Origin of the sequence: Pantoea coffeiphila (assembly GCF_016909495.1) — a bacterium.
Lineage (GTDB): Bacteria > Pseudomonadota > Gammaproteobacteria > Enterobacterales > Enterobacteriaceae > Erwinia > Erwinia coffeiphila.
In genome coordinates this window covers 177,075-201,881 of the sequence record NZ_JAFBFW010000006.1, presented here as the reverse complement: position 1 = coordinate 201,881, position 24,807 = coordinate 177,075, and the positions used below count along the sequence as shown (strand labels likewise).

The window sequence follows — 24,807 nt, the reverse complement described above, 5'->3', positions numbered from 1 at the left end:
TCTATTCAACAGGCCATTTCTCAGAGTTCATTTTTAAATTTCGCCGCGTGCTGTTTAATCAGTTCGGCGCAGGATTCGTTATCGAAGTAATCTCTTATTTTATCTTTACCCTCTCCCTCTGTCTGATTACAGGTTTCAATCTGCTTTAACGAATTTTCCTTTGCGGATGATTTATCCTGCATAGTCATGCAGAGGATCATCACGCCATATACCGCTGCGATAAAAACGCAGGCCGCCAGCATCAGCATTAAACACCCACCTTTACCGAGTTCTTTTTTATTCACTCTCTTTAATGCCATAGCTGACTCCGCTTAATTTAACTCGCATTGAAATAACAAAAAAAGCCCGACCCCAAAACGGGGCGGGCGTATGAATAGGAGGATCACACACTTAAACAACAACACCTCCCTTGTCGAAATAAATATTACACCCCACATCAGACCAGGTAAAGTTAAATATATAAATAAAACTGTTATGGTTTTTATTTCACTGACTGTTATTGTTAATAACCACCTCTGCTTATAATAATGATTACCACTACAACAATGACGATCGTTACGCTTTATGCGGAAAATTAAAAGTCCATCTGCATAGTTTCTTTCTTATACCTTAATAAAAAATAAAACTGCGGCAATATAAACCGATTGCATAAAATCTTGAGTGCTGTAACCGATGTATTGTGTTCAGCCCTTAGCTGACGGCATGAAAATCTCTGGCGGAATCCATCACCGGGGCAACGATTTGGCTACGGATAACAAAATCACCGAAACCTTCATTCTCCTCCCGCCCTTCAGACCAGCGGGCGATCAGCTCATCCATCATCTCTATCAGTTCAGCGCTGCTGAAATTGTCGCGATAAAGCCGCGGGATGCGCGTGCCCTGCCGGTTGCCGCCAATATACAGGCTGTAGCGATCGGGTGCTCTGCCCACCAGCCCCATTTCCGCCAGCATGGCGCGGCCGCAGCCGTTCGGGCAGCCGGTGATGCGGAACACAATCGATTCGTCGCTAAGTCCATGGCGATCCAGTGACTGCTCGAGGCTTTTTACAAAATCTGGCAGTACGCGCTCGGCCTCGGCCATCGCCAGCGGACAGGTGGGGAACGACACGCAGGCCATGGAATTTTTTTCCAGGCTGGTGACCGTATCGTCGATCAGGCCATGCTGGCGGGCAATGGCATCAATCTGCTGCTTATTCTGCTCACTGACGCCCGCCACGATGAGGTTTTGATTCGCCGTCAGGCGGAAGTCACCTTGATGAATTTTCGCGATTTCCGCAACGCCGCTTTTAAACGGATAACCGGGTTTATCAATCAGCCGCCCGCTGGGAATAAACAGCGTTAAATGCCACTGCCGGTCCACGCCCTCTACCCAGCCGATGCGATCCCCGCGTCCGGTAAGCTGATAGGGTTTGACCGGCAGGAAGCTGATCCCCGCTCGCTTTTCCACCTCGGTTTTAAACACTTCAACGCCCACACGCTCCAGGGTGTATTTGGTTTTGGCATTGCGCCGGTTGCTGCGGTTGCCCCAGTCACGCTGCACCGCAACCACCGCTTCGGCAATTTGCAGCGTGTCTGCCAGCGGGATAAAACCAAATTCCGACGCCAGGCGTGGCCAGGTGGAAACATCTCCCTGGGTCATCGCCAGACCGCCACCGACCAGCACATTGAAGCCGGTCAGTTTTCCATTCTCACCAATGGCAATAAAGTTCAGATCGTTGGCGTGAAGATCCACATCATTCTGCGGCGGGATAACCACCGCAGTTTTAAATTTTCGCGGCAGATAGGTAGTACCGAGAATAGGTTCCTGCTCTTCATTCAGCGACACCTTTTCTTTATCCAGCCAGACTTCAGCATAGGCATTGGTGCGGGGTAACAGATGTTCGGAAATCTTTTTCGCCCATTCGTAAGCTTCAATATGTAAATTCGACTCAACCGGATTGGCCGTGCATAACACATTGCGGTTGACGTCACCGGCGGTGGCCCTGGAATCCAGCCCCAGCCGGTGAAGTAGCTGATGAACCGGTTTAATATTATGTTTTAATACGCCGTGAAACTGTACCGTCTGCCGGTTGGTAATACGAATGCTGCCATATAATGTATTATCACGCGCAAATTCATCGATACCCAGCCACTGCTGCGGGGTAATTATTCCGCCCGGCAGTCTTATCCTGAGCATCACGGTATGCAGCGGCTCAAGCTTTTGCGCAATACGATCCTGGCGGATATCGCGATCGTCCTGTTGGTACATCCCGTGAAAACGAATCAGCTGAAAATTATCACCGCTAAAGCCACCGGTAATATTATCAGCCAGATCGCTGGTGATGGTGCCGCGAAGTAATGCACTATCGCCTTTTAATCGTTCGTTATCAGAAAGTTTTTCATCGCTCATAATAGACTTGCCACTCTTTATCATAATGAGCAGAAAGTTAATCACTGAATACTAACTGTAACAATGTACAGAAACAATTTAGCGAGCTATAACAGTTAACCCTGGTTTATCAACCGCTTTTATTTATTACATCTATCAATTAAACAAATAATAAGCCAGCCGTGAAAGGTCGACTTATTATTATATCAATTTGAAATATCAGTGTGGGAAAGGTTATAAATCAATCCGCATATCACTACAGCGAAGCGACGCACCGGCAAGCTCAGAAGGGTACAGATTCTCAGAGATAAAGATAAATCCGTGCTTTTCATAAAACGACCGGGCATTCGGCGTGGCAGAAAGCGTCAGCGAACTGTAGCCGCGCTGCAGTGCTTCCTGTTTGATAGCCTCCAGGATACTCCCAGCCAGCCCCCTGCCGGTAAAAGAAGGCAGGGTGAAGATAGCTTCAACGCTGCCGGACGACAGATCGAGAAATCCGGTCGCAACCGGTTGATTATCCGCGTCTGTTGCCACGAAGAAGGGATGATGGACAATCGCCCGACGATATCCCTCCGGCATCGCTTCCGGTGTCCAGGCATGGATAACCTCCGCGTCGTAACATTCCCGGCATCCGTGGCGTATCGCCTGATTGCGGACATCCCAGCACACTTCAGCTTCAGACGGTAATGCCTTTCTGATATTCATCATTGACCTCTCAGTTTGCTTTCCTGCCGTTCATTACGCGTCGCGTAGCCAGGGTGTAAAGGTCACGCCCGTCAGCAGGCCCTCCGGGCTGAGCAGGCGCGTCACCGTCTGGCCCCATGGCTCTTCGCGCTGTGCCACCAGCAAACGATAGCCTGCTGCCTCCAGCGTGCGGGTCGCCGCCTGGATATCACGAACTTCGAATTCGATCCATCCCTGTGGTTCAGGCAGGTCAGATGGCCACCGCTCACTGCCGAAGCAGGACAATGCGGCCTGCGCCAGCGGCCACAGGGCGAAATGTTTTACCCCACCCAGCGCATCGTGCTCGCTCAGCAGATAATCTTCATTTCCTGCCATCGCCTTTAGCGGTAAACCGAGAGCGTCGCGATAAAATGCAGCGCTGGCTTCGGTGCTGCGTGTGACCGGGCCAAAACCGGCAACGAAGAGAACATCAACTCCTGCTAAATCCTGCGTCATGGTGCTTCCCTTTTCATGTTATCGACATCAGTACATTCTGATGTCGATAACTTAGCAAGATTACGTGAACGAGTAGAACAATATTCCCAGGAGCGACAGTCAACGGTACGCCGACGATTGAATAAAATCGATTATCCCTCTGATGAAGTTGAAATTACAGGCAGGCACTCGATGGGAAAATTAAGAGAGTTAGCGATAAAGCACTGTTCATGGGCCTGATGATGAAGGTCTGTCGCCAGCTGGATGTCATCACCTTCGCGAATCACAATTTCAGGGCGTAATGTGATGCGGGTAAAATGCCCGCGATCGCCATCAATCATCGAGCCTTCTGCACGATCCAGATAGGCGCACACGCTGATCCCCGCTTCTGCGCACAGATGCAGATACCACAGCTTATGGCAGGCCGATGCAGAGGCAAGCAGCAGGTCTTCCGGGTTCCAGCGCGATTTGTCACCGAGAAAAGCCGGGTCGGACGAACCGTTTATTTCAGCTTTATTTAATGCTGAAATCGTAAAGTCACGGCTGTACGCTTTATAGGATTCCGTACCCTGCCCTTTATTACCGGTCCATTCGATGTTCACACGATAATGATGCTCGCGCTGCGCCATGATGCTTTCTCCTGTCTGGAATTTCCCATTGTTTATTGTCCCAGAGACAGTGGGCTGCTTACCCCGCTCTGGTAGAGAATATCATAATGGTATACCATTAAACCAAAATCAACAGGGGATGTTTATGACACTTAAAACGCAATCCACGGCAAGTCTTCTGGCCGATCGGCTAAGGGCGATGATTAATAACGGTACGCTGCCAGCAGGCACCCGGCTGGTGGAACGCGACCTGGCCAGCCAGTTTTCGGTCAGCCGCGTTCCGATGCGGGAAGCCATCCGGCTGCTGGAACAGGAAGGACTCGTGGATCTCTATCTTAATCGCGGGGCGGTAGTCAGAACGCTTTCAGCCGATGATATTCGCCATATTTACCACCTGCGAGCGCTACTGGAAGGCGATGCAATTTTCTACAGCGTACCTAATTTCGATGCCGAATCCCTGGCGCGAGCCGAGCTTGTCCACCACCTTTTGGGTGGGGCAAACGATACAGAAAAGCAGGGGGCGCTGAATCTCGAGTTCCATAACATTCTCTACGCTGCCTGCGGCAATCCACGCCAGCTGCTGCTCATTGCTGAACTGCGCAACCAGATAGAGCGCTATGAACACCTGCAGCGGAAGCTGCTTGCCGATACACCAATGTTTCAAGATGAACACGCCGCTATTCTTGACGCCTGCCGGGACGGCGATGCGGAGAAAGCGCGTGAAATGACCATTGAGCATATCCTGTCAGCCGGGAAAATCGTTCTGGATGCCGTGGCTCGCTCTGCCGAGCGTAAATCATCATCTTGAAGGGAGAGTCTGAACGGGTTCTTTGAAAACGGTTGAAGCAGGCTCATGCGGTAACGCTACCTCCCCACAAAGCAGAACCAAATATTAACAAAGTGTTTCAGTTACAGGCATTTGTCGCGTTTTCACAAAAAGGCCGATGGCCTCCTGGTATACGCTGGATTCGTACTCAACGCAGGGTTAAAAACCGACGTTGAGGATCATGACGGATCACCATCGTTAAGGGAGACGCTACGATGAAGACTGTACGTAATGTGACTTACGAATTACTGCGCCGCAACGGCATCAATAAAGTGTTCGGCAATCCCGGTTCCAACGAGCTGCCCTTCCTGAAAAATTTCCCCAAAGATTTTGAATACGTACTGGCCCTGCACGAAGGCGTTGCCCTGGGCATGGCAGATGGCTTTGCCCAGGCATCCGGTAAACCCGCGCTGGTCAACCTCCATTCTGCGGCAGGTACCGGGAACGCGATGGGGGCACTGGCCAACGCCTGCAACGGTCACTCACCGCTGATTATTACCGCCGGGCAGCAAAACCGCGCTATGGTCGCGCTGGAACCGCTGCTGACCAATACCGATGCGACAACGCTACCAAAACCGCTGGTCAAATGGAGCCGCGAACCGGCATCCGCGCAGGAAGTGCCTCATGCCTTCAGCCGCGCTATCCATACCGCCACCTCTGAGGCACCCGGACCGGTGTATCTTTCCATCCCGTATGACGACTGGGATAAGCGCGCCGATGAATCATCCGCCAGCCTGCTGAGCCGACGGGTCAAGAACGCACGTTCTTTAAGCAGTGACGAACTGGCGGAGCTGGTTCAACGCATCAATACGGCAACAAATCCGGTGCTGGTGCTGGGAGCCGATGTCGATGCCGCGCGGGCAAACAATCACGCTGTCAAACTGGCAGAAAAGCTGAAGTGCCCGGTTTGGGCAGCCCCCTCTTCGCCACGCTGCGCGTTTCCAACGCGCCACGCCTGTTTCAGAGGAATGTTGCCCGCCGGAATTGCATCCATCGGCCGTTTGCTGTCCGGTCACGATTTAATTCTCGTTATCGGCGCGCCGGTGTTCCGTTATCATCAGTTTGAGGCAGGGCCTTTTCTGCCTGAGGGATCTGAACTGATCCTGATCTCATGCGACCAGCAGGAAGCCACTCGCGCGCCGGTGGGCGATGCCTGGATTGGCGATATCCATCCCATTCTAAGCCAGCTTGCCGGTCACGTTACCGACCGCGCTAAAGCCATGCCCGATGCACTGCCTGCGCCGTTACCCGTCGCGGCCTCCTATCCGCTTAAAGCGGAGTCCGTCTTCGATATCTTAAACAGCGTCGCCCCGGCACATTCCATCTTCGTCAATGAATCGACCTCAACCATTCCCGCGCTCTGGCAGCGTATCAATATCGCCACTCAGGGCAGCTACTACCTCGCAGCGGCCGGCGGGCTGGGATTTGCCATGCCTGCCGGTGTTGGTATTCAGCTGGCAAGCCCCGACCGACAGGTGTTTGTGGTGGTGGGTGATGGTTCGGCGAACTACAGCATTCAGGCGCTATGGACCGCCGCGCACTATGCCATCCCGGTGATCTTTATCGTGATGAAAAATGGCACTTACGGCGCGTTGAGATGGTTCGCCGACGTGCTGAATGCCACCGATATTCCCGGCCTGAACCTGCCGGATATCCATTTTTCACAGCTGGCGGAAGGCTATGGTGTCCAGGCCTTCCGGGCCAGCACGCCGGAACAAATCAGCGATGCCGTCAGCAGGGCTCGCGCCTCGGGTAAACCGGCATTAATCGAGGTAGAAACCTGCTGGACAGAACAGGGAGAGAAGCAATGAAGGGCAAGCTGGTCAACGTTGAAGATTACCGGCGGCTGGCAGCCAAAACGCTGCCGCGAATCATTTTTGATTTCCTTGAAGGGGGTGCCGAGGATGAAAAAGGTCTGGTGCACAATCGCGACGTGTTTGACCAGTGGCGCTTTACGCCCCACCGGCTGGTGGATGTCAGCGAACGTAATATTTCCACGCACCTGTTCGGGAAAAACTGGAGTGCGCCTTTTGCTATTGCGCCCACGGGATTTAACGGCGCACTCTGGCCTGGTGGCGATATAAAACTGGCTAAGGCCGCCGCAAGCGCCAATATTCCGTTTATTCTTTCAACCGCCTCCAATGCGTCGATTGAAGACGTCGCCCGCTGCGCCGAGGGTGAAAAATGGTTCCAGCTCTATGTTGTTCAACAGCAACTGGCGGAGCAGCTGGTGATGCGCGCGCTGAACGCGGGCTATACCACACTGATTGTCACGGTGGATGTAGGCGTTAACGGTAACCGCGAACGCGACAGGCGCAATCAGTTCAGCCTGCCGCTGAAGATTACGCCTTCGTTACTGATGTCAGGCTGCTGTCACCCTGCATGGTCAATGCGTTTCCTGCAAAACGGCATGCCGCAGTTGGCGAATTTTGTCAGCGCCGAAAGCGGCAGTCTGGAAGCGCAGGCAGCGGTGATGAGCCGCCAGATGGACGCCGGTTTTAACCCGAACAGCCTGAAACGCATTCGCGAAATGTGGCCACACAAGCTGCTGGTCAAAGGCATTATCCGGTCGGAAGATGCTGAGCTGTGCGTGGCCTGCGGTGCCGACGGGGTGATCCTGTCTAACCACGGTGGACGCCAGCTGGACGGCAATCTTTCCCCACTAGAAACGGTGGCCGATGTGGCCGCGCGCATCGACAGCCCGGTACTGGCAGACAGTGGATTCCGACGGGGTTCGGATATCGTTAAAGCGCTGTGTCTGGGTGCAGATATGGTGTTACTGGGCAGGGCAACCCTTTACGGTCTGGCCGCTCGCGGGCTGCGGGGCGTTGATGAGGTTATTGCGCTGCTGAAGAGTGAAGTGGACTGTACCCTGGCACAGATTGGCTGCCCTGCCGTAGACGATTTGTCAGCGGCATATCTTCAGCGAATGTCCTGAACTGATGACCAGGGATGATGCAATCATATTGCCGGACAGCCTGCCGGGAGCTTTCCCGGCCGGCCGTTTATCATCTTCACCGGTCTGTTAGAGTTCGATTTCGGTTCAGTCCGTCACTTTTCCGCGCGGATCGTCAATATGTTGTTTTGCCACATCATAACGAACGCCTTCACGATGCAGGATACGGACTTCTTTCACCACGGTAGATAACGCCTGTAAAAAGGTCGCGGAATGTTCATGACGTTCATAAGCGTCAATATCTGCCCAACCTTCAGAAAGATGGAAGGCATCGGGATTGACCAGGTCCTGCGAGAAAGCATAGAACACACAGCCGGGAAGCTGTTGCGCGGCCTGCATTTCCGGTTTTACCGCGTCGATAAACGTCTGGCGGTCTTCAGGATGCACGCGGTAATAAGCGCTGACAACGATCGCCGTTGGCTGGGTTTTGTCGTGATCGCCGGCGGTGGAAATACGCCCGTCAGTAAAGGCCCGCTGCGCGGCCAGCGTATCCATTGACTCTCTCAGCAGAGTAATCTGCCCCTTTTCTGCCACCAGACGCCCGGCATAGGTTTGTTTATAGATCTGACCGGTAGCGGGAACCTCCGCCTCAACGCTGTATTCGGCAAACGCCTGAGCAGGCGTATCGATCAGGAACCGGATGTTGCGGAAGCGGAAATCCGGCACCTTTTTCAACAACCCGGCGATAAAGGCCTGGATCTGTTCGCGGCCCTGCACGCGGTGCGGTAAACCCAGCGTCTGCAGGTAAGGAAGCTCAAGAACGCCATCTTCGGCAAACAGTGCGGCGGCAGCCTGCGGATTCTGGATAACATCGAGATAGTTTTGCAGTAACTGAATAGCGGTTTTCATCATGTTGCTCCTGAAGTATTAAGTGAATGCCCCATTTTCGGTGGCGTGGGGTAACAATAAAAAACTTCAGAAGCGCTGAAAATAGCAATGAATGAAAGCTATCGTTTCAAAATTGAAAGCACAGGTACGTTCGCGGTCAATCAAATGCCTCGCCTGTCAGGGCCAGCGCCAGGCGGGATCGGCAAGGTGGCGCGCAAAAAAGTCCGACAGCACCCTGACTTTAAGCGGACGACTGCGCGCGGTGGGGGTCACAAAATACAATCCGCCCTGAGTCATCGACCATTCATCCAGCAAATGGATAAGCCGCCCGTCGCGCAGATACTCTGCGGCAATGAACTCCGGCAGTTCTGCAATACCTAACCCTTCCAGCAATGGCGGTAGCAGCGCATCCGAGTTCGTCACCCGCAGCGGTCCGTTCGGCACAATATCCTCCTGCGAACCTGAGCTGTGGCTGAAACGCCAGACCTGGCTGCGGGCGCGGTAGGCGTAACTGAAACACTGTCTGCTGCTCAGTTCGCGTGGATGCAGAGGGGTGCCGTGCTGCGCCAGATAGGCCGGTGAGGCAACCAGATACTGAGTCACCGGGCACAAGCGGCGGGCCACCAGTGAGGAATCCGGCAGCGCGGCAATACGCAGTGCGGCGTCAAAACCTTCGGCAATTAAATCCACTGAGGCATCGGACAAATGCAGATCGACATTCAGTTCGGGGAACTGACGGATAAGTTCAGGCATCAGCGGAGCCACCCAGCGCAGTCCAAATGACATCGGGATCGCTAACCTGACCTGTCCACGCGGCTGAACCGAGAGTTCATGGGCTTCACTCTCCACTTCCTCCGCCTGGCGATAAATATCCGCCGCTTTCGCCGCCATACTCTGACCAAACTCCGTCAGCGCCAGCTGGCGGGATGTACGGTTAAACAGCCTTCCGCCCAGCCGCTCTTCAAGACGCGCTACCGCACGGGAAACGGTGGGAACGGAAACGCCCATAACTCTGGCCGCCGCTGCGAAGGAACCCTCCTCAGCCACTTTGGCAAACATCGCCAGCCCTTCAAAATCGGGAAGTTTACTCATTTCATTTTTGCAATGATGGGTTTCAAATCATTCTATTTTGAAAATGTTGGCGCGTCGATATGCTTCTTTCATCGCGACAGACCGTCGCAGAACTTTCCGCCCGATGAGGCGGTTAGACTAACAAACGGGAGCAACCGATGAAAAAATTTAGCGTTAACTCAACCGCCTTCGCCTCGGCACTGCTACTGGGTGCGGCATCGCTTTCCGCAACGGCATTCGGTGCTGAGCCGCAGCCGGTCGTCCATATTAGCGGTATCGATCATGCCGGGATCAACGTTCCCGATATCAATGCTGCCGTGGCGTTTTTCTCAAAAACCTTCGGTGGCAAACTCGAATCTGATATCACGCCGGGTACTATTCCTGACGCGTGGAAAACAGCGTTTAACTGGCGTTCTTCCAGCGACTTAAAACGCTTTGTGATGGTCAGACTGCCGGACGGTACCGGCATTGAACTGTTTCAATACAGCGGTGCAGAGATCAATCATGCTCAACCACACGAGGATGACGCTGCGGCAACGCATATCGCCCTGCGCACTCAGGGTATTCAAGCGAGTTATGAAGCTCTAAAAAAGGCCGGGCTGAAGACGCTTAATGAACCCGTCACCAATGCCGATGGTACTCAGTGGTTTTACTTCCTGACGCCGTGGGGATCGCAGATTGAGCTGGTGGCTAAGACGGGTAAAACAGCATAACGGTTTGCTTATTTCTGGGTTTCTAATAGGAAATAATAACGTGAACAGGTTAAAGGGGATAATAACCCCCCTGTGTTAATTGAATTATCACCCATGAAAACGCCGAATTAAATTAATGACCATCTCAAATGAACAGGGTGCATAACAAGTTTAACTACAAACCCGAAAGCGATACCAATCCAATAAATGAATACCAAAAAATAATTACATAAAGTTTGCGATACCGTACGCAATTTCACGCATAGAGGACAGAAACAAATTTAATAACTCATACGCTGAAGTATAATCCCGCCCGGTGCTTGAGGCTTTTTATCTCAGGTAACTGGCAGTAACAGGTTGTAAGGGATAAAAAGAAGAAAGCCCCGAAGGTAATGTTAATCACCAACGAGGCATCCTCTATGTCCACAGAACATCAGAGTAGCCTCTTACCCGCAGTAATGCAAGGAGCAAGAGCGATGAAAATACCACCCATAATCACTATCGTGTTAATTACTCTGTATTACCGTTTTGATATTTACCTACTTTACCCGTGAGACGCTTTGCGAATTACGCTGGAAGAGTGGTGACAAAGAGGTGGCTGCATTCATGGCTTACGAATCCGGTAAGTAGCGACCTGGGCGGGGGAGCAATCCCCCGTTTTCAGGATGATGCGTCAGGGCTTAGCTGACGGCACCAACAATACGGGGCTATCAGTGAACGCTGATAGCCCCGTCCTTTTCAGAGCAACAAAAGTTCTTATCTTATGTCGCCAGGGAATGGTCAGAATGCCGGCAAGGAAAAATAGTGTGGATAGTTTGACTATCTACGATAGTCGTCGCTGGAGAAAGTAATATTAATCGATTACAGCGATTAATAATATCACTGAGTTAATTAACTTAATAAAAATAAAACCATCTCTATAAAACCAATAACCAAATCACATAACACAAACAAATAACAAGCCAACCTTAACTAATAGCATCAGATTAATGCGCAGATGAAATAACAAATTAATTACACGAAAATTGCGATATCGTACGCAATTTTACGCATAGTACGCAGAAACAAATTTAATAACTCACGCACTAAAGTATAATCCCGCCCGGTGCTTGAGGCTTTTTATCTCAGGTAACTGGCAGTAACAGGTTGTTGAGAGATAAAAAGAAGAAAGCCCCGAAGGTAATATTAATCACCAACGAGGCCCACTCTTATGCCCAACAACATCAGAGTAGCCTCTTACCCGCAGCAATGCAAGGAGCAAGAGCGATGAAAATACCACCCATAATCACTATCGTGTTAATACTCTGTATTACCGTTTTGATATTTACCTACTTTACGCGTGAGACGCTTTGCGAATTACGCTGGAAGAGTGGTGACAAAGAGGTGGCTGCATTCATGGCTTACGAATCCGGTAAGTAGCGACCTGGACGGGGGAGCAATCCCCCGTTTTCAGGCTGATGCGTCAGGGCATAGCTGACGGCACCATCAAAACGGGGTTATCAGTAAACGCTGATAGCCCCGTCCTTATCGCATTTTCTCAACCCCTGTCAGGAATAATACTCAGGAGCTTTCTTAAAGCCCGCCCAGGCATCCGGATCGTGCCCGGTGACCACGATGGCATCGTTACGCTCGGCAACGTTACGCAGCTTCTGCACCGAGCGCACGGAATCCACCGCCGAGGCCAGGAAGCCCGGCAGCGCCTTCTCTTCCCAGTGATCCACCGTATAGGCGGCATCGATAGTCAGCAGCAGCGGCTTGCTGTTTGGCAGCCGTACCAGGAATGACTGGTGTCCGGGCGCATGTCCGGGAGAGAAGATCGTGGTTAACGTGCCATCGCCGTAAACATCGTAAAAATCATCCTCGGTGCCGTTGAGGAACTGCCAGTTCAGCCCCGGCTTGTCGAAGTCTTTACGGATATAGCCACCGGCGGCAAACCAGTCCGGCGTAAAGGCATACTCATACTCCACGCGCTGCACGATATGTTTGGCATTCGGGAAGCGGCCAATTGCGCCGGTATGGTCAAGATGCAGATGCGACTGCACCACGTATTTCACATCCGCCGGATCGATGCCCAGCGCCTTAATTTGATCGACACAGCCCTGATCTTCCGCCAGTACCGGCCAGTACACGTCGCAGATCCCCCCCCAGTGGCCGCGAGGATCGGTGGCGACTTCAATGGCGTTGCCGCCATCAATAATAGTGTGACCATCAGGGTGGGTGATCAGGAAAAACGGCACCGGAATTTCATAATCCGCACCGCTGCCCTGGTTCATTTTAATGTTGTGCACTTTGCACTTCAGGGTGCCGGACTGAAGCATATAGAGTCGAATATCGTTCATACTGGGCTTGCCTCTTTTTTATAGTGGGTACAGTGATACGTTTGAGTCAGGTCGTCAGAATGCTTGTTGATACAGATTCAGTGCGTCTTGTTCCTGCACATCGACCGGGTTGTTGGTCAGCAGGCGCGTTTGCAGCATGGCATCAGCCGCCAGGCGCGGGAGGCTCTCTTCGGTTACGCCCACGTCACGCAGCCTGCGCGGTGCTCCGCTCTCTTCCATCAGCGTCAGCATATGCTCAACGAAGGCGGCGGAACGCTGGTCGGCGTTGCCACTGCCCTCAACCCCCAGCACGTCCGCCAGCTCGGCATACAGCGGCGCGGCGGCGCTGGCGTTGTAGCGCAGCACCGGGCCGAGCATCAGCGCGTTAGAAAGGCCGTGCGCAATGTGATAGTGGCCGCCTAATGGATAGGCCAGCGCGTGAACGGCGGCAACAGGCGAGTTGGCAAATGCCTGGCCGGCCAGCGTTGCGCCCAGCAGCATCCCCTCGCGCGCCGCACGATTTTTACCGTCGCGGCAGGCGGCAATCAGGTTCGCACCGAGCAGACGCAGCGCTTCGCGCGCCAGCGCATCGGACAGCGGGTTCTTTTTATGTTTACTGGTATACGCCTCGATCGCATGCACCATGGCATCAATGCCCGTTGCGGCGGTATGGATCTGCGGCAGCCCCACGGTGAGTTCGGCGTCGAGAAGCACGAAATCAGCGTACAGCTGCGGCGACACCACCCCCATTTTGGTGGTTTCACCGGTGGTGATAATCGAAATATTGGTCACCTCAGACCCGGTCCCGGCGGTGGTGGGGATCAGCACCAGCGGCAGGCGCGAACCGCTCACTTTACCGATACCGTACATGTCCGCCAGCGGCTGTTCGCTCTCCACCAGAATCGCCGCCAGCTTGGCAATATCCAGCGATGATCCTCCGCCAAGACCAATCACGATATCGGCATTTGCCCCACGTGCCGCGTCGGCACAGGCGTGAACGATATGCTCAGGCGGATCGGCGACCACCTGGTCAAACAGGCTCACGGTAAATCCGGCACTTTTTAGCGAAGCTTCAATAGGCGCAATCAGCCCGGCCTTAATCAGCCCGGCATCGGTTACCAGCAGGGCGTTTCGCGCCTTGAACCGCGCCGCAACGATCGTACCCAGATCCTGTGCACCTCCCCATTTCACCTCAATGGAGGGCACGGTGCGGAACTCAAATGGATTGATAGACATTATTCCTCCTCTCAGGTAACGGGCATGCTCAGGCGATGACCGAGCACAGATATTTAATTTCCAGATACTCATCAATGCCGTGGTGGGAACCTTCACGCCCCAGCCCGGACTGCTTCACACCACCAAACGGCGCAACCTCATTGGAGATCAGTCCGCTGTTGTGGCCCACCATGCCGTACTCCAGCGCTTCGGCCACCCGCCAGGTGCGGCGAACATTTTCGGTATAGAAGTAAGCCGCCAGGCCAAATTCGGTATCGTTGGCCATGGCAATCACCTCCTCTTCCGTTTCAAAGCGGAAAAGCGGCGCAACCGGCCCAAAGGTTTCCTCGCGGGCGATTTTCATTTGCTGGCTGGCTTCGGCCAGCACCGTCGGCTGATAAAAAGTGGCCCCCAGCGCGTGGCGTTGCCCGCCAATCAGCAGTTTTGCCCCTTTAGCCAGCGCATCGGCGATATGATCTTCCACTTTTTCAACGGCGCTGGCGTCAATCAACGGTCCGATAGTGACGCCCGGCTGATGACCTTCCCCGACTTCCAGTGCCGCAACGCGCGCCACCAGCTTATCGGCGAAGGCATCATAGACACTGGACTGAACGTATATGCGGTTAGAGCAGACGCAGGTCTGGCCGGCATTGCGGTATTTCGACGCCAGCGCGCCCTCAACGGCCGCATCCAGATCGGCATCGTCAAAGACGATAAACGGCGCGTTGCCGCCCAGCTCCAGCGACAGTTTTTTGATCGTGGGTGCCGACTGCGCCATCAGAATCCGGCCCACCTCCGTCGAACCGGTGAAGGAGAGTTTTCTTACCGTGGCGCTGGCGGTGAGTACTCCGCCAATTTCTTTGGCATCACCGGTGATCACCTGAAATACGCCCGCAGGGATACCAGCCTGTTCGGCCAGTACACCCAGCGCCAGCGCGGTCAACGGCGTCTGTTCGGCGGGTTTGACAATCATCGTGCAGCCTGCCGCCAGAGCGGGAGCGGCTTTGCGGGTAATCATTGCCGCCGGGAAGTTCCACGGGGTGATCGCTGCGCAGACGCCGATCGGCTGCTTCATCACGATGATGCGTTTATCGGTGCCGGGTGCCGGAACCGTTTCGCCGTAAACACGTTTGGCTTCTTCCGCAAACCATTCAACGAAGGAGGCGGCGTACAGCGCTTCGCCCTTTGCTTCCGCCAGCGGTTTACCCTGCTCGGCGGTCATCAGCGCGGCCAGATCGTCTGCGTTCTCAACTATCAGCGTAAACCAGCGGCGAAGAATCGCGGTTCTGTCCTTCGCCGCCATGCGGCTCCAGCCGGGTAGTGCCGCTTTTGCGGCGGCGATGGCGGTTTCCGCCTCGCTGCCGGTCAGCGAAGGCACCCTGGCAATAATTTTGCCGCTGGCCGGATTATCTACCTCAATCTCGCGACCATCGCTGGCGGAAATCCATTCTCCATTAATCAGGCAGCGGTCACGCAGCAGTGCTGAATTCTTGAGCTTGATCATAGCTTCCTCTTTTCGCTTAGTTCAATATATTGAACTATAGTCTGTATGATGAACTTTATACGAGGTGCAGTATGTCAGGGAATTCCGGTACAAAAAGCGATCAACCGCTCAAAAGCGTCGATTCGGTGCCCGCTCTGCGGAGAGCTGTTACCATTCTCGATCTGGTCGCGGCGGCCAGCGGCTCGCTCTCAGCGGCAGATATCACCCGACAGCTGGCGCTGCCCAAAAGCACCGCGCACGGCCAGATCAACGTCCTGACCGAGCTGGGATTACTGGTGAGAACGGCGGAAGGCACTTATCGTCTGGGGCCACATCTGATGCACTGGGCGGACAGTTTTCTGTCGCAGATGGATTTTGTTTCGCTGTTTCGGGACTACTTCGCGGCGGATAGCGAGCTCGACGGCTATACCATCACCCTGACCGTGCTGGATCGCGACGAGGTGGTCTACGTCAGCTGCCGCAACACCGATCAGCCGCTGGGGCACAGCTTCCGCATCGGCAAACGCCTGCCCGCGCCCTTTACCGCCACCGGTAAGGTGCTGCTGAGCGAGCTGGAATATGACGAACTCGAACGGATCTTTGCCGACCGCTTTCCCGCACCGCTGACCGCCTCCAGCGTCAGCAACCTCGCTGAACTGCAGGCGGAATTCCCCGGCATCCGGGAACGGGGGTTTTCGATTGATAACGGGCAGATCCACGAAGCAATGACCTGCGTGGGGTCGGCAATATACGATCATACCGGCAAAGTGGTGGCGGGGATCGCCACCAGCTTCCTCAGCAGCGAGGCGAGATCGGATATGACCACCCGGCTCGGAGAGAAAATCCGCCATGCCGCGATGGCGCTGTCGCAGCAGAGCGGCTATCGCGGGAAGTAAGCTGGCGCTTTCGGCTCGGAGCACCGCGGTAATCCCTTTTATCCGCAGGGGTGGGCAGCCAGACAGTGTCCACCACCGGCACGCCGCAGGTGCGAGGTCAAATTGCCGGCGGTCACAGCAAGTTTCACCCCTTGCCGGGTAATGCATGCAATGATTTGTAGAAATATGAACTCGTAGAAAACCCGGTGAATTAAGCGGCAAAACTCTCTCGCCGGATTTTTATAACATGCCATTTATCAATCAGATATCTTTAACCGTAACCCGCCTATACGATTTATATTGCGACAATCAATAATTATCATTCTTTAACCTCTCTCCTTTCTACTGCAACATAAAAACCTATATTAACTTACAAACAAAAAACAAACACCAAAGCAGTATCGATATGTCAGTAAAACACCCATTAATTAATAGCTAAGACGATGCCATGAAAGATCAATCTGATATTCCTTTACCCGCTCTGGAAATAAGCACCATACAGCCGGTTGCTTTATCAGAACGGCACGGCAAACCCGGCGATTTATTTACCATCTGGTTTGGCTCCAACATTATGCTATTAACCGTGATCACCGGTTATCTTGCGGTCAGCGTCTTCCATCTCTCCTTTGTTTGGGCAGCCGTTGCTGTTCTGGTAGGAAACCTGACCGGTGGCGTGTTTATGGCTCTTCATTCCGCTCAGGGTCCGCAGCTGGGCGTGCCGCAAATGGTACAAACGCGCGGGCAGTTTGGTTCGTACGGTTCCGTGCTGGTCGTGGCCCTGGTGGTGATTATGTATATCGGTTTCATGGCCTCGAATCTGGTACTGGGCGGCCAGTCGCTGCACGTCATTCATCCGCCATTGACGACGGACAGCGGCATTTTGATCGTGGCGGCGCTAAGCCTGATCGCCACAATCTTTGGCTATCGGCTGATCCACACCTATAGCAGGATCATGTCGTGGGTTTCTGGGGTAACCCTGCTGGTTACTTTTTCCTGGATTGCCTTTGTTTATGGGTTACCGACGGATGTACTCCAGCGAAACGGCTTTAATCTTGCTGGTTTCCTCGGCTCCGTTTCGATTGCCGCCCTGTGGCAACTTGCCTACGCACCTTATGTCTCCGATTATTCGCGTTATATGCCACCGAACATCAGCGAAAAAGCCGTTTTCTGGAGCAGTTATTCCGGCTGCGTGCTCGGATCGTTCTTTCCGATGATCCTTGGCATCCTGATTGCGACATGCCTGGTTGGGGGCGATGTGATGCAGGGCATTGTCACTCTGACCGGCGGAATTTCACCGGTGGTCATTACCATATTTGCTATCGGTATCGCCACCACCAACGCCATGAACCTCTACTGCGGCGTGCTCTGCACTCTGACCCTTGGGCAAACATTTTTGCCAAAATGGTCGCCAAAAGCGCGTGCGCGCATCCTGACGGCCCTGTTCACCATCCTGATTGAGATAGCCATTGCCATTTACGGTCAGGAACACTTCCTGACCAATTACACCAACTTCATTCTGATCCTTCTGTATGTACTGGTGCCCTGGACGGCAATCAATTTGGTGGATTACTACCTGGTCGCCCATGGAATCTACGATGTGGCGTCCTTTTTTCACCGTGACGGTGGTATTTATGGCTACTTCAACGGCAAAGCGATTTTCTGTTACCTGCTCGGCATTCTGGTCGAAGTGCCGTTTATGGCTACCGGGTTGTATACCGGACCGGCGGCAACGGTACTGGGAGGCGCGGATATTTCGTGGCTCGTCGGGCTGGTTATCGTATCACCGGTCTATTTTCAACTGTCACGTGCAGGTGCTGTGCGCCATATTTCCGCATAACTTACAGGAAGAGCAATTGTGAAAGAGTACGATTACATTGTTGTTGGCGGCGGTTCAGCGGGGTCCGTGGTTGCCGCCCGCCTGTCTGAAAATCCGCAGATCGAGGTCTGCTTGATTGAAGCCGGTGGGAACGATAACGCGGCCCGTATCCAGACACCTGCCGGTACAATTACGCTGTACAACAGCCAGAAATACAGCTGGAACTACGCTTCGGCACCTCAGCAACATTTCAACGGCAGAACGATAGCTATCCCACGTGGAAGAGTACTGGGCGGTTCTTCTTCGATGAACAGCATGATTTACATGCGCGGCCTGCCGTCGGACTACGATCGCTGGGAAAAGGCGGGATGCCCGGGCTGGGGGTGGCAGGACATCCTGCCGTGGTTCCGGTTCTCAGAGAATAACCAGCTGGGGCAGGACGCGGAATACCACGGCTTTCAGGGCGAGCTGCAGGTAGATAACCCCCGCGATCCTAACCCGTTATCCACCCTGTTCGTGCAGGCAGGACAGCGCATCGGACTGCCGCTGAATGCCGATTTCAGCGGCAGGCAGCTGAAAGGCGTTGGTATCTATAACGTCACGCAAAAAGAGGGTAAACGCCTCTCCAGCTATCGGGCCTTTCTTTATCCCCATCGGCACAGGCCGAATCTGAGCATCATTACCCACAGCGAAGTAAAAACGCTGTCCTTTCACGGCACCGCCGTCGCCGGGTTGAGCATGGTGAACGGTGTTACCGGCGCAGAAACGACGCTCAGGGCAAGGCGGGAAGTGATCCTCTGTGCGGGTGCGATTGCCACGCCACATATCTTGTTGCGGTCCGGAATAGGCCCGGAGGCACAGCTGAAGGCGGCCGGTATCAGCGTGGTTCATCCTTTGCCTGGCGTCGGCCAGAATCTGCAGGATCATCTTGACGGGCTGGTTACCGTGCGTTCAGCCAGCCCGGTTACGCTGGGATTTTCACTCAGGGCACTGAAATCCATTCTTCCTGCACCCGTCAAATATCTGTGGAACCGAAAAGGCTGGTTAACCACTAATTACGTTGAGGCCGGTGGATTTGCTACAACGCGATACAGTCAAGCGCTGCCAGATGTGCAATTTCATTCGTGCCCGGTTATCGCAGCCACCGGGGGCGCCTTTTTGAATGGGGCCACGGTTATGCCATTCACACCTGCGTGCTACGGCCTGAATCCAGAGGAACTGTCACTCTCGACGCACAAAAAAATCTCTGTATCGATTTTAACTGTCTCTCCCATCCCCGGGATGCGCAGGTGCTTATCGAAGGAATCAAGCTGGCCCGTCAGATCCTCGCACAGCCGGAATTCGACGCCTTTCGTGGGAAGGAGATGCTCCCCGGCAGTGAGTTTCACAGCGACGAGGCATTACTGAAATATATTCAAAACTACGGGGCAACGGTCTTTCACCCGGCGGGAACCTGCAAGATGGGCAGCGATGCGATGAGCGTGGTCGATCCGGCAACGCTGAAAGTGTGGGGCATTGATAATCTGCGGATTGCAGACGTATCGATTATGCCCTCGCTGATTAGCGGGAACACCAATGCAGCGGCGATTATGATCGGTGAACGAGTGGCGGCCACCATCATTAACCATACGATCACGTTCCCGCCAGCAGATAGCCAGGCGCTTTAACGCAGCAAATGCTGGGTCGGCAGCGCCGTGGTGTATTTCACCTGGCTCAGGGCAAAGCTGGAGCGAATGCTGGCCACGCTGCGAATTTGCGTCAGACACTCCTGAATAAACACCTGGTACTTCTTCAGATTTTCCACCACTACCCGCAGCAGATAGTCCGCTTCCCCGGTCATCAGATAGCACTCCATCACTTCAGGGCGGTTGCTGACGGTGTCGGTGAACTCCTCCAGCGACTGTTTGTCCTGCTGCTTCAGCGTCACGTGAACAAAAACATTCACCTCAAGCCCGAGACTTTCCGGATCTACCAGCATCACCGATCCACGGATCACGCCTTTTTCGCGCATTTCCGTCACCCGCCGCCAGCAGGGAGACACCGAAAGCCCGACCCAATCGGCCAGTTCGGCATTACTGATATCGGCCTGTTTTTGCAGGATATCGAGGATTTTCAGACTGACTTCATCCAGCTGCGGCTTCTGTTGCGGCATAGTTTTCCTGTAATGGTGAATTTAAGCGTAGATTTTTTCTTTTAAGCAGCAAAGCAAGAACAAAATAGCACGGATTTACCTGATAAAGCGGCATAGCATTATCGAAATCATGCTGCTTGATCAGGAACCCCGATGAGCGTTATCACGTCAGAATCCCTTAAACAAAACGCAGCCCGCTACGCCGGGCGATCTACCCTGCTATGGCTGCTGCTGATGGTCGTGCTGTGGGGCCTGAGCTGGCCCGCGACCAAGCTGGCACTGAACGTGACGCCGCCGCTGTGGCTGGCTGCGATCCGTTTCGGATCGGCGGGTATCTGCCTGTTTGCCTTCGTGGCGCTGCGCGGCCAGCTCAGACTCCCCTCGCGGCAGGATCTGCCTATCGTTGCCTCGGTGGGAATTATGCAGATGATGGTGTTCACCGGGCTGGGAATGATCGCCATGCGCCACACCGACACCAGCCACGCGGTGCTGCTGGCATATACCACGCCGCTGTGGGGGATACTCACATCGTGGCTGTTACTGAAGCAGGCACCGTCTAAACTCCAGCTCGTTGCGCTGCTGACCGGCATGGCGGGCATCGGATTGATCTGTTCGCCGTGGGAAATGCAGTGGGATAACCCTGAGGTACTGATGGGTGCCGCGCTACTGATTATCGGCGCAATATCCTGGTCGCTGGTGATTGTGCACGTGCGCCATCACCGCTGGGCATCATCGCCGCTGTCGCTGGCCCCATGGCAGATGCTGCTGGCTGCGGTGCCGTTGGCAATGATCGCCTGGAACGTGGAAGGCTCACCGGCAACGATTGAATTCAGTGCCAACCTGCTGTGGCTGCTGCTGTTTATTGGCCCGGTAGCCACGTCACTGTGCTTTGTGATTTCATCCGAGCATGGCCGTCGGGTCAGCGTGTTTACGATGTCCAATGTCACCCTTGGCGTGCCGCTGATCGGGGCCGTTGCCGCCGTGGTGTTCCTGCACAACACGCTGTCATCGCTGTATATCGCCGGTCTGCTGCTGATTTTCTCCGGCGTGCTGCTGACCACTTTTGCCGCTGTGAAAAAATAAGTTTATCTGAGAGGCCCTGACGGGCCTCTGTTTCTCACCCCGTTAAATCCGCTACATCTCCCCTTCGCTCTCACTGACATCACTCTGCCGTCAAATCCTCAGCGGCCTGCCACTCGGCGATCAGCACCTTGACCAGTTCTGTGGCGGGCAGTTCGCGGGCAAGCGACGCACCCTGTCCTGCCCACTGCGCACCGTAGCCGTGATCGCCTTTTGCGCTGGCCGCCGCAGCGAGCGCTTTGCCGAGGGCATAGGTCAGCGGGTAGGCCGGAATAGCCTGCGCGGGAATATCCTGCGTCATGCGGCAAAAGTCATTGGTAATGCAGCGCGCTGGCCGCCCGGAAATCGCCGCCGTCATCACCGTGCTGGCGGCCTGTTCGCTCTTCATCAGTTGGCGGTAAGCCGCATTCGCCGCCGATTCCGGGCAGAGTACAAAGGCAGTGCCCAGCTGCACGCCCGCTACACCCAGCTTCATCATCGCTGCGATCCCCGCACCGTCCATAATGCCGCCAGCGGCAATCACCGGCAGCCGCGATACACGACGTATTGCCTGTACCAGCGTCAGGGTACTGAGCTGACGATCTTCCGCCTGCGGGTCAAAAATACCCCGGTGGCCCCCGGCTTCAATGCCCTGCGCGACGATAAAATCGACCCCGGCCTCTTCAATCACCCTCGCTTCTTCCGGGCTGGTCGCCGTCGCCAGGGTCACGATGTCCTGCGATTTCAGCCGCCGGATAACGTCCTCTGAAGGCAGGCCGAAGTGGAAGCTGACGGCGGCCGGGCGGGTATTGAGCAGCACTTCCAGCATTGCGTCATTGCCGCAGAAGGTCTGATAAATTTCCGAAAGCTCTGCCGGAGGAGCCACATCAAACCCGCTGAAGCGCTCACCAAAACGCGCAATCCATGCACTTTCCTGCTGCGGGTCGCGCTGCGCCGGAGCATGGCAAAAGACATTCACGTTAAGCGGGCCGCTGGTCAGGGACAGCGACTGCCGTATCATTGCCTCCGCCTGCTGCGGCGTTGACGCCCCTACGCCGATCGATCCCAGTGCGCCCGCATTGCTGACGGCGGCGGCCAGTTCGGGTGTAGAGACGCCAGCCATCGGTGCCTGAATCAGCGGAAAACGGAGCTTGAGACGTTTACAGAGCAGATTATTCATTCGGTTATCCTGCACAGCGTTGCGGAACGGGTCCATAAAAACGGTAGCCATCAGTATAAGATCGATTTCGGCATTCGGTCCCGTCAATCATGACGCAATGAGAATAAAAAGATGCACAATGGGTAATTAAAAATAAACCATGTGTAATTCAATTGTTATTAGTTGGTTTATTTTTTCTATTTTAAAAAAGAATTTAAAATCTCATTGTACGGAGTAAGAATTTAAACTAATTTAATTACCAGAAACGATTCTCTTTTACCTTCTGTAATAACTCTGTCGCCAGGTATTAATGGAGTGGATGCCATTAACCGCTTTCAGGGTGGATATCTCATTGACAACAGCATTAGCCGTTATAGTTGAATTATAAAAACCGGAGCTGAATCATGATTGAACATATCCTCGCCAACATTAACAACCGCCTGAACAATAAAGATCTGGCCGCCCTGCTGTTAAGGATCACCTTAGGGGGATTATTATTGTTTCACGGCTGGCACAAGGTCCACAGCGGTATCAGCTTTATTTTAAATACCCTCGCCGAACATGGCGTTCCCGCCTTTGTTGGCTACGGCGTATATCTGGGTGAAGTGGTTGCGCCGATATTGATTATTCTCGGTATCCTCTGCCGCCCCTCGGCGCTTGCCATCATTGGCACGATGATCGTCGCATGGTGGCTGGTAGACGTGGGTAATACGCTGGCGCTGAGTGAAACCGGTGCGTGGGCGATAGAAGACCTGGTCTTCTACGTGATGCTGTCGGTTATCTTACTGTTCCTCGGCAGCGGTAAATACTCCGTGATAGCCAATCCCAACTGGCGTTAAAAATACGGGCAGCCTGCATAACGCAAAGGCTGCCCGATATCTTTTCGCACCCGCTAAATGCTGATTTACGCGTTTTCAATCTTCGGCAGGAACCACGCCAGCAGCCCAGCCAGCGGCAGGAATGAACACAGCCAGTAGACATTTTCAATGCCGGTTTTATCCGCCAGCGCGCCCAGCACGGCGGCGGCAATACCGCCCAGGCCGAAGTTCAGCCCGTAGAACAACCCACCGACCAGGCCGATACGATTCGGTGCCAGTTCCATGGCGTAAATCAGAATGGCGGCAAAGGCACTGGCCATAATCAGGTTGATCAGAATCGTCAGCACCACCGTCCAGTGGAAATCCGCGTACGGCAGCATCAGCGTCAACGGCAGCGGGCCAAGGATGGAGATCCAGATGATTTTATAGCGGCCAATGCGGTCGCCTAAAATCCCACCCAGCAACGCACCTACCGCCGAAGCGGCCAGGAACAGAAACAGCATAAACTGGGATGTGGTGATCGAGGCACCAAAATGGTCCATCAGGTAGAAGGTGTAAAACGAGCGGAAGCTTTCGTTATAGGCGTTCTTGGAAAACATCAGCAGGGTCAGTACGATCAGCCCGGTAGCCACCACCGCAGGGGGATAGGTTTTGGATTTGTGCCCGCTTTTCGCCTTAGCTTTGACCGACTGGATAAAGCTGTGCTTCATCGCATCGTGGCGTCCGGCGGTCCAGATCATCAGCGCCACGGCGAACAGCGCCAGCACCGCAAACCAGGCCAGGCTTTCCTGCCCGCGCTGCACGATAATCAGCGCCGCAAACAGCGGCCCCATCGCACCACCGGCCTGGCCGCCGACCTGGAAGATCCCCTGTGCCAGCCCCTGCCTGCCGCCGGACGCGTAGCGCGCCATGCGTGTGGCTTCAGGGTGGAAAATAGATGAACCAATACCGATGCTGGCAGCAGAAAGCAGAATGAGATGATAGCTTGGCGCATATGCCAGCCCGACCAGCCCCGCCAGGGTAAACATCATGCCGAGCACGGTGGAATAAGGATAAGGGCGACGGTCGGTAATTGCTCCGACAACCGGCTGCAGGAGCGATCCGGCAATCTGGAAGGTCAGGGTGATAATACCGATCTGCACAAAGTCGAGCTGATATTTTTCTCTCAGAATCGGGTAAACGGCGGGTATCAGAGACTGAATAAGATCGTTAAGTAAATGCGTTAACCCCAGAACAAGCAGCACGCTCATCCAGGTTTTTGGCCGCGCAACGGCCGCAGTATTATTCATTTTTATACCAGTTAAATAGTTTTAATACGTTATTGTTCTAACGCAGGAGAATTGAGTTTGCCATTAATAAGATGCCGTCCTGGCAGACCCTTTTTAGCAGATGTTAAAGATTGGAAACAAGGTAAAAAGGTGACGGAT

23 protein-coding genes and 2 pseudogenes are annotated in these 24,807 nt (G+C 54.0%); 12 read left to right on the top strand and 13 right to left on the bottom strand.

The window, feature by feature from the left end; translation table 11 throughout:
- Positions 1 to 20 precede the first annotated feature (20 nt).
- From JOE09_RS19720 to JOE09_RS19700, 5 genes are all read right to left on the bottom strand, one after another.
- Positions 21 to 299: a hypothetical protein gene (locus JOE09_RS19720; protein ID WP_205066958.1), complete on the bottom strand. Its 279-nt coding sequence runs from the start codon at positions 297 to 299 to the stop codon at positions 21 to 23.
- Positions 300 to 690: 391 nt separating this feature from the next.
- Positions 691 to 2,388, bottom strand: coding sequence for an assimilatory sulfite reductase (NADPH) hemoprotein subunit (gene cysI, locus JOE09_RS19715; protein ID WP_205066957.1), 1,698 nt, complete (start codon positions 2,386 to 2,388; stop codon positions 691 to 693).
- 213 nt (positions 2,389 to 2,601) lie between these two features.
- On the bottom strand, positions 2,602 to 3,072 hold the full coding sequence (locus JOE09_RS19710) for a GNAT family N-acetyltransferase (protein WP_205067137.1): 471 nt from the start codon (positions 3,070 to 3,072) through the stop codon (positions 2,602 to 2,604).
- 33 nt (positions 3,073 to 3,105) lie between these two features.
- The gene (locus tag JOE09_RS19705) at positions 3,106 to 3,546 is read right to left on the bottom strand and encodes a VOC family protein (protein WP_205066956.1); all 441 of its coding nucleotides are present in this window, start codon (positions 3,544 to 3,546) and stop codon (positions 3,106 to 3,108) included.
- Positions 3,547 to 3,677: 131 nt separating this feature from the next.
- Positions 3,678 to 4,154 carry an OsmC family protein gene (locus JOE09_RS19700; protein ID WP_205066955.1) on the bottom strand — a complete coding sequence of 159 codons (477 nt, stop codon included), beginning with the start codon at positions 4,152 to 4,154 and terminating at the stop codon, positions 3,678 to 3,680.
- A gap of 124 nt (positions 4,155 to 4,278) precedes the next feature.
- Between JOE09_RS19700 and JOE09_RS19695 the strand changes: the two genes are divergently transcribed.
- From JOE09_RS19695 to JOE09_RS19685, 3 genes are all read left to right on the top strand, one after another.
- The gene (locus JOE09_RS19695; RefSeq protein WP_205066954.1) at positions 4,279 to 4,941 is read left to right on the top strand and encodes a GntR family transcriptional regulator; all 663 of its coding nucleotides are present in this window, start codon (positions 4,279 to 4,281) and stop codon (positions 4,939 to 4,941) included.
- Between the two features lie 233 nt (positions 4,942 to 5,174).
- Positions 5,175 to 6,770, top strand: coding sequence for a benzoylformate decarboxylase (gene mdlC / locus JOE09_RS19690; RefSeq protein ID WP_205066953.1), 1,596 nt, complete (start codon positions 5,175 to 5,177; stop codon positions 6,768 to 6,770).
- A complete protein-coding gene (locus tag JOE09_RS19685) occupies positions 6,767 to 7,897 on the top strand; it encodes an alpha-hydroxy-acid oxidizing protein (RefSeq protein ID WP_205066952.1) in 1,131 nt (376 codons plus the stop codon). The genes mdlC and JOE09_RS19685 overlap by 4 nt, the downstream gene beginning before the upstream one ends.
- 105 nt (positions 7,898 to 8,002) lie before the next feature.
- Here the strand turns inward: JOE09_RS19685 and JOE09_RS26190 are convergent, their stop codons facing one another.
- Together JOE09_RS26190 and JOE09_RS19675 are read right to left on the bottom strand one after the other, a co-directional pair.
- Positions 8,003 to 8,767: an antibiotic biosynthesis monooxygenase gene (locus JOE09_RS26190; RefSeq protein WP_234479991.1), complete on the bottom strand. Its 765-nt coding sequence runs from the start codon at positions 8,765 to 8,767 to the stop codon at positions 8,003 to 8,005.
- Positions 8,768 to 8,920: 153 nt separating this feature from the next.
- Positions 8,921 to 9,835, bottom strand: coding sequence for a LysR family transcriptional regulator (locus JOE09_RS19675; RefSeq protein WP_205066951.1), 915 nt, complete (start codon positions 9,833 to 9,835; stop codon positions 8,921 to 8,923).
- A 137-nt stretch (positions 9,836 to 9,972) separates the two neighbouring features.
- On the opposite strand from JOE09_RS19675, the gene JOE09_RS19670 reads away from it, so the two are divergent.
- The 3 genes and pseudogenes from JOE09_RS19670 (at position 9,973) to JOE09_RS19660 (ending at position 11,925) form a co-directional block, all read left to right on the top strand.
- Complete coding sequence (locus JOE09_RS19670; RefSeq protein WP_205066950.1) at positions 9,973 to 10,527, top strand: VOC family protein; 555 nt, start codon at positions 9,973 to 9,975, stop codon at positions 10,525 to 10,527.
- Between the two features lie 489 nt (positions 10,528 to 11,016).
- Positions 11,017 to 11,136, top strand: a pseudogene (locus JOE09_RS19665) (type I toxin-antitoxin system Hok family toxin); the annotation flags it as partial.
- Between the two features lie 636 nt (positions 11,137 to 11,772).
- Positions 11,773 to 11,925, top strand: coding sequence for a type I toxin-antitoxin system Hok/Gef family toxin (locus JOE09_RS19660; RefSeq protein ID WP_105591888.1), 153 nt, complete (start codon positions 11,773 to 11,775; stop codon positions 11,923 to 11,925).
- 128 nt (positions 11,926 to 12,053) lie between these two features.
- On the opposite strand, the gene attM is transcribed toward JOE09_RS19660, so the two are convergent.
- Genes attM through JOE09_RS19645 form a run of 3 tightly spaced genes read right to left on the bottom strand, consistent with a single transcriptional unit; the run spans position 12,054 to position 15,540 of the window.
- A complete protein-coding gene (gene attM, locus JOE09_RS19655; RefSeq protein WP_172606559.1) occupies positions 12,054 to 12,845 on the bottom strand; it encodes an AttM family quorum-quenching N-acyl homoserine lactonase in 792 nt (263 codons plus the stop codon).
- 54 nt (positions 12,846 to 12,899) lie between these two features.
- The gene (locus JOE09_RS19650; protein WP_205066949.1) at positions 12,900 to 14,060 is read right to left on the bottom strand and encodes an iron-containing alcohol dehydrogenase; all 1,161 of its coding nucleotides are present in this window, start codon (positions 14,058 to 14,060) and stop codon (positions 12,900 to 12,902) included.
- A gap of 28 nt (positions 14,061 to 14,088) precedes the next feature.
- Complete coding sequence (locus tag JOE09_RS19645) at positions 14,089 to 15,540, bottom strand: NAD-dependent succinate-semialdehyde dehydrogenase (RefSeq protein WP_338049373.1); 1,452 nt, start codon at positions 15,538 to 15,540, stop codon at positions 14,089 to 14,091.
- A gap of 74 nt (positions 15,541 to 15,614) precedes the next feature.
- Here JOE09_RS19645 and JOE09_RS19640 point away from each other — a divergent pair, with 74 nt between their 5' ends.
- From JOE09_RS19640 to JOE09_RS26180, 4 genes and pseudogenes are all read left to right on the top strand, one after another.
- Entirely contained in the window at positions 15,615 to 16,418 is an 804-nt protein-coding gene (locus JOE09_RS19640) for an IclR family transcriptional regulator (RefSeq protein WP_205066947.1), read from the top strand.
- 427 nt (positions 16,419 to 16,845) lie between these two features.
- Positions 16,846 to 18,234, top strand: a complete 1,389-nt coding sequence (locus JOE09_RS19635; protein ID WP_205066946.1) for a purine-cytosine permease family protein — start codon at positions 16,846 to 16,848, stop codon at positions 18,232 to 18,234.
- A gap of 18 nt (positions 18,235 to 18,252) precedes the next feature.
- Positions 18,253 to 19,083 (top strand): annotated as a pseudogene (locus tag JOE09_RS26185) (GMC family oxidoreductase); the annotation flags it as partial.
- A gap of 254 nt (positions 19,084 to 19,337) precedes the next feature.
- A complete protein-coding gene (locus JOE09_RS26180; RefSeq protein WP_338049371.1) occupies positions 19,338 to 19,880 on the top strand; it encodes a GMC family oxidoreductase in 543 nt (180 codons plus the stop codon).
- Here the strand turns inward: JOE09_RS26180 and JOE09_RS19625 are convergent.
- Positions 19,877 to 20,365, bottom strand: coding sequence for an Lrp/AsnC family transcriptional regulator (locus JOE09_RS19625; protein ID WP_205066945.1), 489 nt, complete (start codon positions 20,363 to 20,365; stop codon positions 19,877 to 19,879). The genes JOE09_RS26180 and JOE09_RS19625 overlap by 4 nt on opposite strands.
- A gap of 132 nt (positions 20,366 to 20,497) precedes the next feature.
- Between JOE09_RS19625 and JOE09_RS19620 the strand changes: the two genes are divergently transcribed.
- Positions 20,498 to 21,427, top strand: a complete 930-nt coding sequence (locus tag JOE09_RS19620; RefSeq protein WP_205066944.1) for a DMT family transporter — start codon at positions 20,498 to 20,500, stop codon at positions 21,425 to 21,427.
- Between the two features lie 79 nt (positions 21,428 to 21,506).
- Here JOE09_RS19620 and JOE09_RS19615 read toward each other — a convergent pair whose 3' ends face one another.
- Positions 21,507 to 22,583: an NAD(P)H-dependent flavin oxidoreductase gene (locus JOE09_RS19615; RefSeq protein ID WP_205066943.1), complete on the bottom strand. Its 1,077-nt coding sequence runs from the start codon at positions 22,581 to 22,583 to the stop codon at positions 21,507 to 21,509.
- 383 nt (positions 22,584 to 22,966) lie between these two features.
- On the opposite strand from JOE09_RS19615, the gene JOE09_RS19610 reads away from it, so the two are divergent.
- Positions 22,967 to 23,401 (top strand): DoxX family protein, encoded by a 435-nt coding sequence (locus JOE09_RS19610; RefSeq protein ID WP_205066942.1) that lies wholly within the window; start codon positions 22,967 to 22,969, stop codon positions 23,399 to 23,401.
- 65 nt (positions 23,402 to 23,466) lie between these two features.
- Here JOE09_RS19610 and JOE09_RS19605 read toward each other — a convergent pair whose 3' ends face one another.
- On the bottom strand, positions 23,467 to 24,669 hold the full coding sequence (locus tag JOE09_RS19605) for an MFS transporter (RefSeq protein ID WP_205066941.1): 1,203 nt from the start codon (positions 24,667 to 24,669) through the stop codon (positions 23,467 to 23,469).
- Positions 24,670 to 24,807 lie beyond the last annotated feature (138 nt).